We start from the raw sequence: 15,745 nt of genomic DNA on the forward strand, positions 1-15,745 counted from the left end.
GCGGCGGTAGAGGACAGTTTACGAGCGGCTCAGAACTCGACGCGCTTCGTTGTAGCGCTTTTTCCAGTACGGTTCATCCATGCTGGAGATGGTCACCCCGCTGCTGGTGGAGGCGTGAACGAACTGGTTGTTGCCGAGATAGATCCCGACGTGGCGGCCGGTAGAGCCGGCGCGGAACAGAACCAGATCGCCAGTACGCAGCTGGGTACGGGAAATCGATTTTCCGGTTTCCTGCTGTTCAGAGGTTGAACGCGGCAGTTCCAGACCAAATTGTTCGCGGAAGGTGCGCTGCACAAACGCTGAGCAGTCGATACCTTTACGGGTGCTGCCGCCGAGGCGGTAACGCACGCCTTTCCAGCTGGCATACTGATCCATTAAACGGGACTTCACGTCCAGGTTACGGACCATCGTTTCAAATTCATCCTGAGAGGCTTGCAGTGATGATAAATCGCCACTACCCACAGCATGCGTCTCAGAATGCATATTCCTGGCGGTACTTGTTGAACTACACGCGGAAAGCAGAACCGCTACTGCAATCGCGGGGGCTACCCGCAAGATGTATCTCAAAATCGGCTGAGATTTGACCATGCTGTTTATTTTCCCTTGTTGTCCTTAACGACAATGTCGTTATAAAAAATGCCAAACGTGTTAGAGCCTAAATACCCATCCGCAATGAGACAATTCCTTAAGCTTAAATTTGTGCAGTCACGCACAAATTTATTCATGCTCTGAATTAATGTTGCGGAAAAGGCAAAACGAGAACGAGATTACCCTATCAAACGCCGCATGGCGAGCGGTTTTGCGCGATTTCTTATAAGTATTTTGGTGACAAAAAGTGAATCATCGGGAAAGGACAAAATAGCGCCAGTATCGGGTAAAAAACAGACAATTCCTTCATTTGTCACGGGATTAATGTGACAAGAAGATGAACATCATGTTGAAAAAAAGCGCAATTGAAAAAGGGGACCCAAAAGGTCCCCTTATAGATAATGACGCCAGACGGCGACCACGACATTATTTGGCCGATATTCCGCCGGGCAGAGAACGGTCGAAAAGGGCGATCAATTTATCGCTCAGCGGTGTCATCAATACCCACGGCGCGCCAATCAGCACGGCGGTCAGGGAGCCGACGGCAATATCGCTGAACCAGTGAGCGCCAATCATGACGCGCGGGAAAGCAAAGACCACAAATATCACCAGCGCCACGGTTAGCGCGCTGCGGCCGAAATAGCGCCACATAAAGCTCGCGAAGATCAGCAGCATCATCCCATGATCGCCGGGGAAGCTGTCCTTGGAAGCATCCTTAGTGGGGAAGTTAACGACATCGCTGACGCGGGTGATATCGTGGAAAAACAGCGATGGGCTGGCGCGCTGTACCGGCATCAGGTGCTGCGCCAGCTGGTTAATGATCACCGCGGCCAGCAGCATCACCAGGCCCATGATGGCAATCTGGCGACGGCCTGCTGGCGGCGCTTTAAGCCAGTAGCGGAGCATCAGGCAGCCCATCGCCAGCAGCGAACAGGCGTCGAAGGCGCGATTGTTGATGATCGCCAGCAGCCAGGCATAGGCGTGGCTGACGCTGACGCCATGGTTAAAGAAATGGAAGATCGCGGAGTCGACCGGCGACCAGGCGCCGTGGTTGACCGGCAGATACCAGGAGCAAAATAGCGCCACACCCGCGATGTTAAGCAGCAGAATTAAAGGAATTCGGTTTTTCATCATAGCCATTGCGATTTTGTGACAGTCGGCGGCAACCTTAGCCGCCTCAACTTAAACGAAGCCTCAACAGTGAGGTCTGGAGCGCGTTCCAGTCGGCTTCGTTCGCCGAGATAAGCTCGATTCGGCTATCGGGTGGGGGGACGCTCAGAGTCTCGATATGCCAATCCTCGCCCTGGCGGTTGATCCTCACGGCCCCTTCGGCAATGCGCATCACGCCTTTGACGCGCGCCACGGGCGCCAGCCGTGCCCATTCGAGCAGGCCGATGGTTTCAAAGACCGTTTCCGCGTCGAAAATCCAGCCGCAGGCCTGATAGCCCTGGCCGCTGTTGAGGTGGCGGCGCCAGCGCTGGTGCTCGGGCAGGCTGAGTGCGGCGAGACCGCTGGTCGGGCGAGAGTGGTGAACATGCTCCGCGCTCGCCGGCAACGGGGCGGTGTTGCGGCGCGGCTCATCGAGCAGGGCGAGGTCGATATTACCCTGGGTTGTCGACACCTTGCGACGATCGCCGCCCCAGCGCTGCCACCAGTCGGCCAACGCCTGGGCGCTTTCGGGCGTTTCCCGATCGTTTTTATTGGCCACAATGATGTCCGCCGCGGCCAGCTGATCGCGGAAATTGTCGTTATTGACGACTTTTTCATCCAGCAGCTGACGGGGATCGAGGATGCACACCGTAGCGCGTAGATCGATCCAGGGTTCATACACCGCTGCGGTGAGGATATCGAGGATCTGCTTCGGATGGCCAAGGCCGGTGGGTTCGATCAGCAGGCGATCGGGTTTACCCTGGCGCAGCAGGGTATTCAGCCCAACCTGCATCGGCAGGCCGTTAACGCAGCACATGCAGCCGCCGGGGATCTCTTTGAGCAGGGCGCCGCTGTCGGCCAGCAGCGCGCCGTCTATCCCGACTTCGCCAAACTCATTCACCAGTACGGCCCATTTTTCATCCGCAGGCTTCTGCGCCAGCAGATGAAGAATTGAGGTCGTCTTACCGCTGCCGAGAAAGCCGGTGATCAAATTGGTTCTGGTCACTCTTTTCTCCAGGATAAATGTAATGTTGTAACAGTTACGCCTATCCTGACGAAAAAAGGGGGAAAAGAGAAGTCCTGAGGCGGACAGAAGAAGATTCTGTCCGCATAAGCGCAAATATTGTTAAGAATTTAGCGCGCGGGCCACGGCCTCGCGGGCACCGTGCGTCGCCAGTTGCTGCCAGGCGGCGCGGATCCCGGCGACAAACTGCGCGTTGTGCGGCAGGTCGCGGCCAAATATTTCCTCCAGACCCAGTAGCGCATCGACGCGCTGCTGCTCATCGCTCTGCGCCACCCGCTGCTGGATCTTGTCGACCAGCGGATCGCGCACGTCGATCGTCTGACCCGCGTCGTCCGTACCACTGACGTAGCGCATCCAGCCGGCAACGCCGAGGGCCAGCAGCGGCCAGCGGCTGCCGCGCTCAAGATGTACGCGGATGCCGTCGAGCATGCGCTGGGGCAGTTTCTGGCTGCCGTCCATGGCGATTTGCCAGGTGCGGTGTTTGAGCGCCGGATTACTGAAGCGGTCGATGAGGCTGTCGGCATAGGCCTCGAGATCGACGCCGGTAATGGTCAGCGTCGGAGCCTGTTCGTCAAGCATCAGCTGGCGAGCGGCGCGGCGGAAAACGTTATCCTGCATGCAGTCGCTGACGTGCGCATGACCTGCCAGATAGCCAAGCCAGGCGAGAAAAGAGTGGCTGCCGTTGAGCATCCGCAGCTTCATTTGCTCCCAGGGCAGCACGTCGTCGGTCATCTGCACGCCGGCCGTCTCCCAGGCCGGTCGTCCGGCGACGAAGTGGTCTTCGACCACCCACTGAATGAAGGGTTCGCAGCTGATGGCGCAGGGATCGTCGACCCCCAGCACGGCGGCGATTTCCGCCAGCGACTCGGCGGTGGCCGCAGGAACAATGCGATCCACCATGGTGCCCGGGAAGCTGACATTATCGGCGATCCAGTTCGCCAGCGCCGGGCTGCGTTTTTCCGCCATACCGAGGACGGCATTTTTCACCACGTGGCCGTTGTCGGGAATGTTATCGCAGGAGAGCACGGTAAAGGGCGGCAGGCCCCGTTCCCGGCGGCGGGCCAGCGCTTCCACTAAAATACCGGGAGCCGACTGCGGCAGCGTCGGATTTTCCAGATCGTGAACGATACGCGGATGCGTCGGATCCAGCTTGCCGGTCGCCGGATCGATGCAATAGCCTTTTTCGGTGATGGTCAGCGAGACAATCGCCACCTGCGGCTCGCAAAATTTTTCGATAATTGCCGCCAGCGAATCGAGCCTGGCGTTCAGGCATTCGTGCACCGCGCCGATCACGATGGGCTGGTTACCGTCGGCGCCTTTTTCCAGCACGGTAAACAGATGGTCCTGTTCGCGAAGCTGGCTCATCAGCGTATCGCCGCTGAACAGACTGATTTCGCAGATCCCCCAGTCGCCGCCGACGTTATTCAGCACGCGATCGGTCAGCAGCGCCTGGTGCGCGCGATGAAACGCGCCAAAGCCGAAATGGACAATACGCGAGCGGAGCTGGCTGCGATCGTACTGAGGACGTTGCACGTTTTCCGGTAGCGTAGCGGTTGCAATTGTTGTCATTCTTTACACACCTGTTTAACTGCTTATTAACAATGCCAGTCTAAAGTTATATGACAGGAAATTAAATTGGTAAGCCGAAATTATCCGCTGACTGTGAGCTGGATCAATCAATGCGCCGGCACTGTTTGCAGCCTGAGGAGAAACATGTATGGTAGTCGTCATGAGTGTCGCCATTATTGGTATAACAACTTTTGTGAGGGCATAGCGATGGAACAAACCTGGCGGTGGTATGGGCCGAACGATCCGGTATCGCTTGATGATGTACGGCAGGCAGGGGCGACCGGCGTCGTGACTGCGCTGCACCATATTGCAAACGGTCAGGTCTGGCCGGTAGAGGAGATTAAAGCGCGTCAGGCGCTGTTAGCGGCAAAAGGGCTGACCTGGTCGGTCGTCGAAAGCATTCCGGTGCATGAGGATATTAAAACCCACAGCGGGGAGTATGCGACCTGGATTGCCAACTATCAGCAGAGCATCCGCAACCTCGCGGCCTGCGGCATCGATACCGTATGCTACAACTTTATGCCGATCCTCGACTGGACGCGCACCGATCTGGAATATGAGCTGCCGGACGGTTCCCGGGCGCTGCGTTTCGATCAGATCGCCTTCGCCGCCTTTGAACTGCATATCCTCAAACGCCCGGGCGCGGAAGGAGATTACAGCGAAGAAGAGCAGCGTCAGGCTGAGGTTTATTTCAAGGCGATGAGCGAAGCGGACATCGAGAAACTGACCCGCAATATCATCGCCGGCCTGCCGGGGGCGGAAGAGGGTTACACTCTTGACCAGTTCCGCGCGCGCCTGGCGGAATATGACCACATTGATAAAGCGCAGCTGCGCGAGAATATGGCCTACTTCCTGCGGGCTATCGTGCCGGTGTGCGAAGAGGTAGGCATCCGCCTGGCGGTGCATCCGGACGATCCGCCGCGGCCGATCCTTGGCCTGCCGCGTATCGTGTCGACCATCGAAGATATGCAGTGGCTGAAAGAGACAGTGGACAGCATCAATAATGGCTTCACCATGTGTACGGGATCGTATGGCGTCCGCGCCGATAACGATCTGGTGAAGATGGTGGAGACCTTTGGCGATCGCATCCATTTCACCCATCTGCGATCTACCTGTCGTGAAGCGAACCCGAAAACCTTCCACGAGGCGGCGCACCTTAGCGGCGACGTCAATATGGTGGCGGTGGTGGATGCGATTCTGCGTGAAGAGCAGCGGCGTAAACAGGCTGGCGATCTGCGCCCGATCCCGTTCCGTCCGGATCATGGTCATCAGATGCTTGACGATCTGCGCAAGAAAACCAACCCAGGCTATTCGGCGATTGGCCGTCTCAAGGGGATGGCGGAAGTGCGTGGCGTCGAGCTGGCGCTGAAAATGACCAAATACCCTGAACTGTTGTAATCGCGGTAACAGGGATAATAAAAGGGACAGCCAGCGGCTGTCCCTTTTTACTGTCGGGGCGTCAGCCTGGTCGGGTAAGTGAAGCGCCACCCGACAAAATAACGGCGCAATGGGGTAGATACTATGATCGGTTTGCAACAGTGTCGACCCTGGAAAAACCTGTGTTCTCTGTTATTTCCGGGCAGATTGCGTTCCCGATATTTCTTCTGCGTTATGTCACTCATGGTGCAGGGAGCGCACAGGGGGCGGCCAGTCGCCGCCGCCCCCTGTACCCCCTGGCTCCGGCCAGCAAAATCGCCACTTCGTGGTGCCTTCGACTTATCCCTGCAGGCTTCGGGTCGGGCCGAGGCAGCGTCCGTGCAAAACACGGCCCTCAGCCCGCATCCATGCGGGCTGCCCCGGCCTTCCGGGAACGTCTCAGCGATTTTGAGGCCGCCAGCACCGGCAGTTTCAGCAAGAATAGTGAATAACTTAACGACAGGGTGCCCGGATCGTAGGCCGGATAAGGCGTCAGCCGCCATCCGGCACAAATACGGGAACCGTGTTGAATGAATATTACCCGGCACCGGGGCATACCGTCGCCAAATAAAAGGGACAGCCAGCGGCTGTCCCTTTTTACTGTCGGGGCGTCAGCCGGGTCGGGTAAGTGAAGCGTCATTACCCGACAAAATAACGGCGCAATGGGGTAGATACGGTGATCGGTTTGCAACAGTGTCGACCCTGGAAAAACCTGTGTTCTCTGTTATTTCCGGGCAGATTGCGCTCCCGATATTTCTTCTGCGTTATGTCACTCATGGTGCAGGGAGCGCACAGGGGGCGGCCAGTCGCCCCCTGTACCCCCGGGCCGGGAACGTCTCAGCGATGTTGAGGCCGCCAGCACCGGCAGTTTCAGCAAGAATGGTGAATAAATTAACGACAGGGTGCCCGGATCGTAGGCCGGATAAGGCGTCAGCCGCCATCCGGCACAAATACGGGAACCGTGTTGAATGGATATTACCCGGCAACAGGGGCATACCGTCGCCAAATAAAAAGGACAGCCAGCGGCTGTCCTTTTTTACTGTCGGGGCGTCACAGATGATTAATCCGCGCGGCCCATATAGCGGCACTCTTCGATATGAATGCGGATTTTCTCACCGGTGGTCAGGTATTCCGGCACCTGAATTACCAGGCCGGTGCTCATAGTGGCTGGCTTGGTGCGGGAGCTGGCGGATGCCCCTTTAATACCCGGCGCGGTTTCGATAATTTCCAGGTCAACGGTCTGCGGCAGCTCCAGGGCCAGCAGCTGGCCGTCCCAGGTCAGCACCTGCATATCCGGCATCCCGCCTTCCGGAATAAACTGCAGCTCTTCTTCGATCTGCTCTTTGGTAAAGGTGTAAGGGGTATAGTCTTCTTTATCCATGAACACGTATTCGTTGCCATCGACATAGGAGAAGTCAACGAAACGGCGGGTCAGGGTGACGGTATCGACGATATCGTCACCTTTGAAGCGCTCTTCCACTTTCAGGCCGGTACGCACATCGGAGAAGCGCATTTTATACAGTGTCGCAGCACCACGGGCGCTGGGTGACTGAATATCAATATTTTTCACAATCAGCAGCTTGCCGTTGTAATTCAGCACCATACCTTTTTTAATTTCATTCGCTCTTGGCATTGCAGTAATCCTGTCACTTAACGAGTCAAAAATATCGCGTAAAACTACTCGCGCCCGCGCCTTCAGGCAAGCGGAATTCGCGAGTTTTGCTATCTTCTGGCAAAACGTTTAGGCTGTGGCACAAAATGAGCGTTTGGGAGCTGGGTTGTGGAATGTCGTACCGATTGTGGCGCATGTTGCATCGCTCCCTCTATATCATCGCCAATACCCGGCATGCCGCAGGGCAAGCCCGCCAATACCCGCTGTATTCAGCTTTCCGAGCACAACTTGTGCCTGATTTTCGGCTCCCCTCTGCGCCCGAAGGTGTGCGCCAGCCTGCAGCCCTCGCCCGAGATGTGCTTCACCCACCGCGATGACGCCATCACCTGGCTGCTGGATCTTGAGCTGGCCACCGCGCCCTGAGCTTAAAGCAACAGATGAGACAGGTTTTTGATATGGGCGCTGAGGCCGTCGAGTAGCGCCTGTACGCGCAGGGGGAGAATGTCCCGCCGCTGGAAGATAAGCCAGGCCTGCAGGTCGATACAGCGCTCCTTTTTCAGACAGGGAACCAGCTGTCCCGCCGCCAGCTCGGTGGCGAGTGAATAGTAGGGCGCATAGACGATCCCCATCCCCAGCTTCGCCAGCTCCACCGCCGGTAGTGTGTTATCGCAAACGAATCCCCCCTTTACCGTGAGATTAAGCGGTTCGCCGTTTTTGCTTTTGAAGGTCCAGACATTGTCGCTGCCGCCCAACATGCGCAGGGTAATGCACTCATGATCCACCAGCGCCTCCGGCTCGGCGATAGGATGTTGCGCCAGATAGTCCGGAGAGGCGAAGACGCCGGTGCGAAAGCGGGTAAAGGGGCGGGCGATGAGATTTTCATTCTGCGGCTTAAAGGGGCTTATCAGCAGATCGCAGTCGCTATTGAAGATGGCGCCGTATTTCTGTTCCCGCTCGCTGGCGTTGCGGGTGACCAGATTGATCTGCAGCTCCGGCAGGGTTTTCCTCAGCGCCGGCAGAATATAGCGCCCGAGAAATTGATGGATACCGATGGGCGCCCCAAGGGTGACCACGCCCTGCAGCGTGTTCTTATAACGGTCGGCGAGGTTGATAAGCTGCTCATGCTGTTCGAGAACCGCGCGACTGGCATGGATAAACTGCTCGCCGAACTCGGTGCGCACCAGCTCCCTGGCGGTGCGCAGGAATATGGCCAAACCGACTTTCCGCTCCACGTTGGTCAGCGTCCGCGAAACGTTAGACTGGGGCATATTCAGGCGCTGGGCCGCCCGGCTCACGCTGGCGGTTTCGGCGATAGCGCAGATGATCCTCAGCTCATCCATTTTAAAGTCTTTCAACATCTTATCGCTGCCTGATATCTGTTGTATATCAAAAATGATATATCAGTTTGGCGGAATTGCCATGTGATTTATTGATCCGCTAAACGTATGATGGCTTTTGCGTTGAACAGTCCGTTATTTAAGGAAAATTGTGCGTTTTATCGCTTCTTTTGTGGTCCTCGACGTCATTAAAAATAACGATCTTCCCGCTGGCTTACTGAGTGTATATGCACCATGCTGCTTAATTATTTTGCTTTGTTTGTATTAATACTGGTTTTTCTCATATTATTTTATGGAGTGATTATTATCCACGATATTCCCTATCATATCGCGCAAAAACGGCAGCACCCCCATCAGGACGCGATTCATGTGGCGGGCTGGATAAGCCTGTTTACCCTGCATGCTATCTGGCCTTTTCTGTGGATCTGGGCCACCTTGTACCGCCCTGACCGCGGGTGGGGGATGGCTTCGCAGACCGAGGATAGTCTGCAACGCGAGGAACTGGAGCAACGTATCGCATTACTCGAAGCGGCGTTAAAAAACAGCCAGCAGGCGTCAGCGGGGAATAAAGATAAATAATATGGATCTGTTAATTATCCTTTGCTATGTCGCCATCGCCTGGGGCGTTTTTAAGATATTTCGCATTCCTGTAAATAAATGGACAATACCCACTGCCATATTAGGCGGAATAGTGGTCGTAGGCGCGTTAATATTAACGATGAACTATAACCATCCCTATACGCTGCGGGCGCAAAAAATTGTCGTTTCTATTCCGATGGTGCCTCAGGTCTCAGGCGAGGTGGTTGAGGTCACCAGTAAAACCAATGTGTTAATGAAGAAGGGCGAACTGCTGTTCCGCATCGATGACACCCGCTACCGCGCGCGGCTGAACAAGCTGAAAGCCGATCTGGCGGCCGGGGAGGCGACGCTGCGGGCGAAGCAGGCGACTATCGACGATGCCAGCGCCAGAGTGCAGCAGGCGCAGGCCGAGTACGATCGCGTTACCCGTGACTACCAGCGTTATGCTCAGGGGGCGGCCATGCCGGTCAATCCTTTCTCCGAACAGGATGTGACTCACGCCAGGCAGCAGGTGCAGATCCAGACGGCGGTATTGCAGGCGGCGAAAGCGCAATTACAAAACGCCAGAGAGCAGGTGTCTGGCCGCTATAACGGGCTTGATGCCAACATTGCCAGTCTGAAATCGCAGATCCTCGAGGCGGAGTATAATCTGGCGCAAACCGTGGTTCGTGCGCCGAGCGATGGCTACGTTACCCAGCTATTGGCGCGGCCGGGGATGACCGCGGTACGTCTGCCCTTCAAGCCGGTGCTGGTGTTTATTCCCCAGCAAAAGCGCCAGGTGGTGGCGGTATTCCGCCAGAACTCGGTTCTGCGTCTGACGGCCGGGGATAGCGCGGAGGTGGTGTTTAATGGTCTGCCGGGCAGCGTCTATAGCGGTAAGGTATCACGGGTGCTGCCGGCGATCCCGGATGGCAGCTATCAGGCCAGCGGTGCGCTGCAGGGGCTGAGCGCTGGGGCAGGAAAAGAGGGCATCTATGTGCTGATCGACCTCGATCCCCACCCGGAAGTGGAACATTTACCGGACGGGGTCAGTGCGCAGGCGGCGGTTTATACCGATTGTTTTGCCCATGTGTCGATTATGCGCAAAGTCCTGCTACGAATGACCAGCTGGCTGCATTACCTCTATCTGGATCATTAATCAGGATGGCCCGGTCGAGGCCGGGCCATCTTGCCTACACGTCCCTGATCCGCCACAGGCAGACCTGAGCGGTGATACCCATGACCAGCGCTATCCAGAACACCGCGTGATAGCTCCAGATCTCCGCTACTACCCCCGCCAGTGAACCGGCGATGATCCAGCCGACGCGGGTGGTATTGGTGTAGAGGGTAGTGGCCGCGCCCGCTTGCCCCGGCATCAGATCCTGGAAATAGAGCATGCCGATCCCGGCGAGGATCCCGATATAGACGGCGTTCAGCACCTGCATTGCCAGCAGCAGCGCCGGCGTATGCACCGTCAACATGCCCACGTAAAACAACACACCGGCCACTGCCGAAAGGCGCATCAGAAAGCGTTTACCAAAGCGCCGGGCATAATAACCGGCAATCAGCATGGTAGGAATTTCCAGTCCGGCCGCGGTGCCCATCATCAGCCCGGCCAGCTTCTCCGGCAGATGCAGCTCATTAATGATAAACAGCGGCATATTAATGATGTACAGGCTGTTGGTGCCCCACATCAGCGTGCAGATGCTAAACAGCAGCAGCGCATCGCGGCGGTGCGTGCGCGGGGCTTCCAGCCGGCCCGTCGCCACCGCCGCCGCTTTATGCATGCTGGGTAAGAACAGCCAGACCATGATCCCGCAGACGATAAACGCCGCCGCAGCGCTGAGATACATTGCGGTAAAACCAAACCCCATCGCCAGGGCGTAGGCCAGCGGGGGACCAATCACCCATGCCAGGGAGACCTGGGCGCGCAAAATGGAGCTGAACATCACCGCTTCGCGACCGGTCTTGTCGGCGTGCTCGCGCGCGAGGGCGAACATCTGCGGGTTGGCGGTCGAGCCAAAGCTACTGAGGAAGACGCCGATAAACAGCAAAATGAAGTAGTTCCGGTTCCAGGCAAACAGCAGGCAGGCCAGCACCCCCAGCAGGCAGCAGACGACAATCAGCTGTTTGCGATCGCCCCGGCGGTCGGAGCGGCCAGCGAGGAACTGGCTGACCAGAATGCCAATGACGGCGCTACCAGTAAAAAAGAAGCCGACCATCGCCGGGCGGACGTGCACTTCGTTGGTCAAAAAGAGGCTCAGGGTTGGGGTTTGCAACGCCCCGGCAATGCCTGTCAGAAAGGCGACGATCAAGAATGCTGAAGAGGTTACATCGAACCCGCGTCGGGGAAGAGCGGCGCTACGGTTTTGCATGTTCGGTTTTCTGTAGTTTCAGGAGACGGCGCGGAGTTTACGCCTGCTGGCAGAAAATAAACAGTAGTATGGCACGAATAATTAAAAAGGCGTTTCAAAATATAAGGTTCAGCAAAAAGCTGACATTTGCGGTGGTCGATAGCAAAGGCTTCAGCAAAAGTGTGCAGTACCTCTAAGTTCTGCAATCAAGTCGCTGACGTACCTTGCGCGTTGAGCAAGAAAGGTACAAAATTCTTGAAACGTTTCAGCGTCATTCGACAATCCGTTCCCCGTCAGATGGCGCCTTTTTTCTCAAGTTAGCTGAAACGATTCAATTCAGCAGGAGAGGAGAACCATGTTCCAGTTATCTGTGCAGGATATTCATCCCGGCCAGCAGGCCGGTAATAAAGAAGAGGCCATCCGGCAGGTCGCCGCCGCGCTGGTCAGCGCCGGCAACGTGGCTGATGGCTACGTGAACGGTATGCTGGCTCGCGAGCAGCAGACCTCGACCTTCCTCGGCAACGGGATTGCGATCCCGCACGGCACGACGGACACCCGTGACCAGGTGCTGAAGACCGGCGTCCAGGTATTTCAGTTCCCGCAGGGCGTCACCTGGGGCGAAGGGCAGACCGCCTATGTGGCGATCGGGATTGCCGCCAGCTCAGATGAACACCTTGGCCTCCTGCGTCAGCTGACCCATGTGCTAAGCGATGACGCGGTAGCCGCGCAGCTGCAGTCCGCCACCACCGCGGAAGAGCTGCGTGCGCTGCTGATGGGGGAAAAACAGAGCGAAGCGCTGAAGCTGGACAACGAGACCCTCAGCCTCGACGTGGCGGCCAGCGATCTGCTGACCCTGCAGGCGCTGAACGCGGCGCGACTGAAAGAAGTGGGTGCCGCTGACACGGCATTCGTAAGCCACGCTATCAACGATACGCCGCTGAACCTCGGTCAGGGCGTCTGGCTGAACGACAGTGCGGAAGGCAATCTGCGCAGCGCCGTGGCAGTCAGCCGCGCGGCTAATGCCTTTACCCGCGACGACCAGCCGGTTTCTCTGCTGGTCACGGTGGCGATGGCCGATGAGCAGCCGACTGCGGTGCTGAACCGCCTGAGCAAGCTGTTGCTGGACAAGAAAGCTGACCGTTTGCTGAAAGCCGACGCCGCCACCGTGCTGGCGCTGCTGACCAGCGACGATGCCATTGCGGAAGATGTGCTGAGCGCCGAATTCGTGGTGCGCAATGAGCACGGCCTGCATGCCCGACCGGGCACCATGCTGGTCAATACGATTAAACAATTCTCCAGCGACATCACCGTCACCAACCTCGACGGTTCCGGCAAGCCGGCCAACGGTCGCAGCCTGATGAAGGTCGTGGCGCTGGGGGTGAAAAAAGGTCACCGTCTGCGTTTCACCGCGCAGGGTGAGGATGCGCAACAAGCGCTGGATGCGATTGGCGAAGCGATCGCCGCAGGCCTTGGGGAGGGCGCATAAATGAGCAGACGTGTAGCAACGATTACGTTAAACCCGGCGTACGATCTGGTGGGGTTCACCCCGGAGATTGAACGCGGTGAAGTGAACCTGGTGCGCACCACCGGCCTGCATGCCGCCGGGAAAGGCATCAACGTGGCGAAAGTGCTGAAAGATCTCGGCATTGATGTCACCGTCGGCGGCTTCCTGGGCAAAGACAACCAGGATGGCTTTCAGCAGCTGTTCAGCGAGCTGGGGATCGCCAACCGTTTCCAGGTGGTGCAGGGTCGGACCCGTATCAACGTTAAGCTGACGGAAAAAGATGGCGAAGTGACGGATTTCAACTTCTCCGGCTTTGAAGTCACCCCGGGCGACTGGGAACGCTTCGTCAACGACTCCCTGAGCTGGCTCGGGCAGTTCGATATGGTCTGCGTCAGCGGCAGCCTGCCGTCCGGCGTCAGCCCGGAGGCCTTCACCGACTGGATGACCCGTCTGCGCAGCCAGTGCCCATGCATTATTTTCGACAGCAGCCGCGAAGCGCTGGTTGCCGGACTGAAAGCGGCGCCATGGCTGGTGAAACCGAACCGTCGCGAGCTGGAGATCTGGGCCGGGCGTAAGCTGCCGGAGATGAAAGATGTTATCGAAGCCGCCCATGCGCTGCGCGAGCAGGGTATCGCCCACGTGGTGATTTCCCTGGGTGAAGAGGGCGCGCTGTGGGTGAACGCCTCCGGTGAGTGGATTGCCAAACCGCCTTCAGTGGAAGTGGTCAGCACCGTCGGCGCCGGCGATTCGATGGTTGGCGGCCTGATTTACGGCCTGCTGATGCGTGAATCCAGCGAGCATACCCTGCGCCTGGCGACTGCCGTCGCTGCCCTGGCCGTCAGCCAGAGCAACGTGGGTATTACCGACCGTACCCAGTTGGCCGCGATGATGGCGCGCGTCGACTTACAACCCTTTAATTGACAGCAGGAGAGGCATAATGAAAACGCTGCTGATTATTGATGCCGGACTCGGACAGGCGCGCGCCTATATGGCGAAAACCCTGCTGGGAGCGGCAGCGCCTAAAGCGCACCTTGAACTGATTGATAACCCGAACGACGCCGAACTGGTGATTGTGCTGGGCGCGGCGCTGCCCACCGACAGCGCGCTGAACGGCAAACAGGTCTACCTCGGCGATATTAATCGCGCCGTGGCGCACCCGGAGCTGTTCCTCAGCGAAGCCAAAGGTCACGCAACGCCGTACGCGGCCCCTGCCGCTGCGGCAGTCCCGGCGGCTACCGGCGGACCGAAACGTATTGTCGCGGTCACGGCCTGCCCGACCGGCGTTGCTCATACCTTTATGGCGGCAGAAGCCATCGAAACCGAAGCCAAAAAACGCGGCTGGTGGGTGAAGGTGGAAACCCGCGGCTCCGTCGGGGCTGGCAATGCCATCACCCCGGAAGAGGTGGCCGAGGCGGATCTGGTGATCGTCGCTGCCGATATCGAGGTGGACCTGGCGAAATTCGCCGGTAAGCCAATGTATCGCACCACCACCGGTCTGGCGCTGAAGAAAACCGCCCAGGAGCTGGATAAAGCGGTGGCCGAAGCCAAACCGTACCAGCCGTCCGGTAAACCTCAGGCTGCTGGCGAAGGGAAAAAAGAGTCGGCGGGCGCCTACCGCCACCTGCTGACCGGCGTCTCCTACATGCTGCCGATGGTGGTGGCCGGGGGCCTGTGTATTGCGCTCTCCTTTGCCTTCGGGATCAAAGCGTTTGAAGTGAAAGACACCCTGGCGGCGGCGCTGATGCAGATCGGCGGCGGCTCGGCCTTCGCGCTGATGGTACCGGTGCTGGCAGGCTTTATCGCCTTCTCCATTGCCGACCGTCCGGGCCTGACCCCGGGTCTTATCGGCGGTATGCTGGCGGTCAGCGGCGGCTCCGGCTTTATCGGCGGGATCATTGCTGGTTTCCTTGCCGGTTACGTGGCGAAAGCCATCAGCACGAAGCTGAAACTGCCGCAGAGTATGGAAGCGTTGAAGCCAATCCTGATCATTCCGCTGGTCTCCAGCCTGATCGTGGGTCTGGCGATGATCTACCTGATCGGTAAACCGGTAGCCGGTATTCTCGCCTGGCTGACCCACTGGCTGCAAACCATGGGCACCGCGAACGCGGTTCTGCTGGGCGCAATCCTCGGCGCGATGATGTGTACCGACATGGGCGGGCCAGTGAATAAAGCGGCTTATGCCTTTGGCGTGGGCCTGCTGAGTACCCAGACCTACGCGCCGATGGCGGCGATCATGGCGGCCGGTATGGTGCCTCCGCTGGCGATGGGTATCGCGACGCTGGTTGCCCGCAATAAGTTCGACAAAGGGCAGCGTGAAGGGGGGAAAGCCGCGCTGGTTCTCGGCCTGTGCTTTATCTCTGAAGGGGCGATTCCTTTTGCCGCCCGTGACCCGATGCGCGTGCTGCCTTGCTGCATCGTCGGCGGCGCGGTAACCGGCGCTATCTCGATGGCGATTGGCGCAAAACTGATGGCGCCGCACGGCGGTCTGTTTGTCCTGCTGATCCCGGGAGCGATTACGCCGGTGCTGGGCTACCTGCTGGCGATTGTTGCCGGGACGCTGGTGGCGGGCCTCTCCTACGCGGTGCTGAAACGCCCGGAAGCGCAGGTAGTGGACGTCGAAAAAGCGGCATAATC

Annotated in this window: 14 protein-coding genes; 7 read left to right on the top strand and 7 right to left on the bottom strand. The window is 58.0% G+C overall.

The features are described from left to right. Positions 1-18: 18 nt before the first annotated feature. From mepS to AC3EMD_RS07770, 4 genes are all read right to left on the bottom strand, one after another. Positions 19-588, bottom strand: coding sequence for a bifunctional murein DD-endopeptidase/murein LD-carboxypeptidase (gene mepS / locus AC3EMD_RS07755; RefSeq protein WP_004201653.1), 570 nt, complete (start codon positions 586-588; stop codon positions 19-21). A 426-nt stretch (positions 589-1,014) separates the two neighbouring features. Beyond that, positions 1,015-1,728 (bottom strand): phosphatase PAP2 family protein, encoded by a 714-nt coding sequence (locus AC3EMD_RS07760; protein WP_168225830.1) that lies wholly within the window; start codon positions 1,726-1,728, stop codon positions 1,015-1,017. Positions 1,729-1,765: 37 nt separating this feature from the next. Then, positions 1,766-2,743: a CobW family GTP-binding protein gene (locus AC3EMD_RS07765; protein ID WP_012967545.1), complete on the bottom strand. Its 978-nt coding sequence runs from the start codon at positions 2,741-2,743 to the stop codon at positions 1,766-1,768. A 120-nt stretch (positions 2,744-2,863) separates the two neighbouring features. Then, complete coding sequence (locus tag AC3EMD_RS07770; RefSeq protein ID WP_016161556.1) at positions 2,864-4,330, bottom strand: mannitol dehydrogenase family protein; 1,467 nt, start codon at positions 4,328-4,330, stop codon at positions 2,864-2,866. 207 nt (positions 4,331-4,537) lie between these two features. Between AC3EMD_RS07770 and uxuA the strand changes: the two genes are divergently transcribed. After that, positions 4,538-5,728 (top strand): mannonate dehydratase, encoded by a 1,191-nt coding sequence (gene uxuA / locus AC3EMD_RS07775; RefSeq protein WP_008804012.1) that lies wholly within the window; start codon positions 4,538-4,540, stop codon positions 5,726-5,728. A gap of 1,078 nt (positions 5,729-6,806) precedes the next feature. Here uxuA and yeiP read toward each other — a convergent pair. Further along, positions 6,807-7,379, bottom strand: a complete 573-nt coding sequence (gene yeiP, locus AC3EMD_RS07780) for an elongation factor P-like protein YeiP (protein ID WP_002912951.1) — start codon at positions 7,377-7,379, stop codon at positions 6,807-6,809. Between the two features lie 147 nt (positions 7,380-7,526). Between yeiP and AC3EMD_RS07785 the strand changes: the two genes are divergently transcribed. After that, the gene (locus tag AC3EMD_RS07785; protein WP_008804013.1) at positions 7,527-7,781 is read left to right on the top strand and encodes a YkgJ family cysteine cluster protein; all 255 of its coding nucleotides are present in this window, start codon (positions 7,527-7,529) and stop codon (positions 7,779-7,781) included. Between the two features lie 2 nt (positions 7,782-7,783). Here AC3EMD_RS07785 and AC3EMD_RS07790 read toward each other — a convergent pair whose 3' ends face one another. After that, entirely contained in the window at positions 7,784-8,716 is a 933-nt protein-coding gene (locus AC3EMD_RS07790) for a LysR family transcriptional regulator (RefSeq protein ID WP_064176429.1), read from the bottom strand. 213 nt (positions 8,717-8,929) lie between these two features. Here AC3EMD_RS07790 and AC3EMD_RS07795 point away from each other — a divergent pair, with 213 nt between their 5' ends. Next, positions 8,930-9,274 (top strand): DUF3302 domain-containing protein, encoded by a 345-nt coding sequence (locus tag AC3EMD_RS07795; protein WP_016161554.1) that lies wholly within the window; start codon positions 8,930-8,932, stop codon positions 9,272-9,274. Position 9,275: 1 nt separating this feature from the next. Beyond that, positions 9,276-10,412 carry an HlyD family secretion protein gene (locus AC3EMD_RS07800; protein ID WP_302074014.1) on the top strand — a complete coding sequence of 379 codons (1,137 nt, stop codon included), beginning with the start codon at positions 9,276-9,278 and terminating at the stop codon, positions 10,410-10,412. A 34-nt stretch (positions 10,413-10,446) separates the two neighbouring features. Here AC3EMD_RS07800 and setB read toward each other — a convergent pair whose 3' ends face one another. Next, a complete protein-coding gene (setB, locus tag AC3EMD_RS07805; RefSeq protein ID WP_008804017.1) occupies positions 10,447-11,628 on the bottom strand; it encodes a sugar efflux transporter SetB in 1,182 nt (393 codons plus the stop codon). Positions 11,629-11,962: 334 nt separating this feature from the next. On the opposite strand from setB, the gene fruB reads away from it, so the two are divergent. The 3 genes from fruB to fruA are packed head-to-tail and all read left to right on the top strand — an operon-like array spanning position 11,963 to position 15,743. Beyond that, positions 11,963-13,093: a fused PTS fructose transporter subunit IIA/HPr protein gene (fruB, locus tag AC3EMD_RS07810; protein ID WP_008804018.1), complete on the top strand. Its 1,131-nt coding sequence runs from the start codon at positions 11,963-11,965 to the stop codon at positions 13,091-13,093. Then, positions 13,094-14,032: a 1-phosphofructokinase gene (gene fruK, locus AC3EMD_RS07815; protein ID WP_004103928.1), complete on the top strand. Its 939-nt coding sequence runs from the start codon at positions 13,094-13,096 to the stop codon at positions 14,030-14,032. A gap of 16 nt (positions 14,033-14,048) precedes the next feature. Continuing rightward, positions 14,049-15,743 (top strand): PTS fructose transporter subunit IIBC, encoded by a 1,695-nt coding sequence (fruA, locus tag AC3EMD_RS07820; protein ID WP_012541027.1) that lies wholly within the window; start codon positions 14,049-14,051, stop codon positions 15,741-15,743. Positions 15,744-15,745: the final 2 nt, after the last annotated feature.

It is taken from the genome of Klebsiella sp. PK18, assembly GCF_057784655.1.

What these genes read in the sequence shown, in the direction of transcription:
- AC3EMD_RS07760 (WP_168225830.1), bottom strand. Translation starts at nt 1,728, where the DNA reads ATGGCTATGATGAAAAACCGAATTCCTTTAATTCTGCTGCTTAACATC.
- fruK (WP_004103928.1), top strand. Translation starts at nt 13,094, where the DNA reads ATGAGCAGACGTGTAGCAACGATTACGTTAAACCCGGCGTACGATCTG.
- setB (WP_008804017.1), bottom strand. Translation starts at nt 11,628, where the DNA reads ATGCAAAACCGTAGCGCCGCTCTTCCCCGACGCGGGTTCGATGTAACC.
- AC3EMD_RS07800 (WP_302074014.1), top strand. Translation starts at nt 9,276, where the DNA reads ATGGATCTGTTAATTATCCTTTGCTATGTCGCCATCGCCTGGGGCGTT.
- AC3EMD_RS07770 (WP_016161556.1), bottom strand. Translation starts at nt 4,330, where the DNA reads ATGACAACAATTGCAACCGCTACGCTACCGGAAAACGTGCAACGTCCT.
- uxuA (WP_008804012.1), top strand. Translation starts at nt 4,538, where the DNA reads ATGGAACAAACCTGGCGGTGGTATGGGCCGAACGATCCGGTATCGCTT.
- fruA (WP_012541027.1), top strand. Translation starts at nt 14,049, where the DNA reads ATGAAAACGCTGCTGATTATTGATGCCGGACTCGGACAGGCGCGCGCC.
- mepS (WP_004201653.1), bottom strand. Translation starts at nt 588, where the DNA reads ATGGTCAAATCTCAGCCGATTTTGAGATACATCTTGCGGGTAGCCCCC.
- yeiP (WP_002912951.1), bottom strand. Translation starts at nt 7,379, where the DNA reads ATGCCAAGAGCGAATGAAATTAAAAAAGGTATGGTGCTGAATTACAAC.
- fruB (WP_008804018.1), top strand. Translation starts at nt 11,963, where the DNA reads ATGTTCCAGTTATCTGTGCAGGATATTCATCCCGGCCAGCAGGCCGGT.
- AC3EMD_RS07795 (WP_016161554.1), top strand. Translation starts at nt 8,930, where the DNA reads ATGCTGCTTAATTATTTTGCTTTGTTTGTATTAATACTGGTTTTTCTC.
- AC3EMD_RS07790 (WP_064176429.1), bottom strand. Translation starts at nt 8,716, where the DNA reads ATGTTGAAAGACTTTAAAATGGATGAGCTGAGGATCATCTGCGCTATC.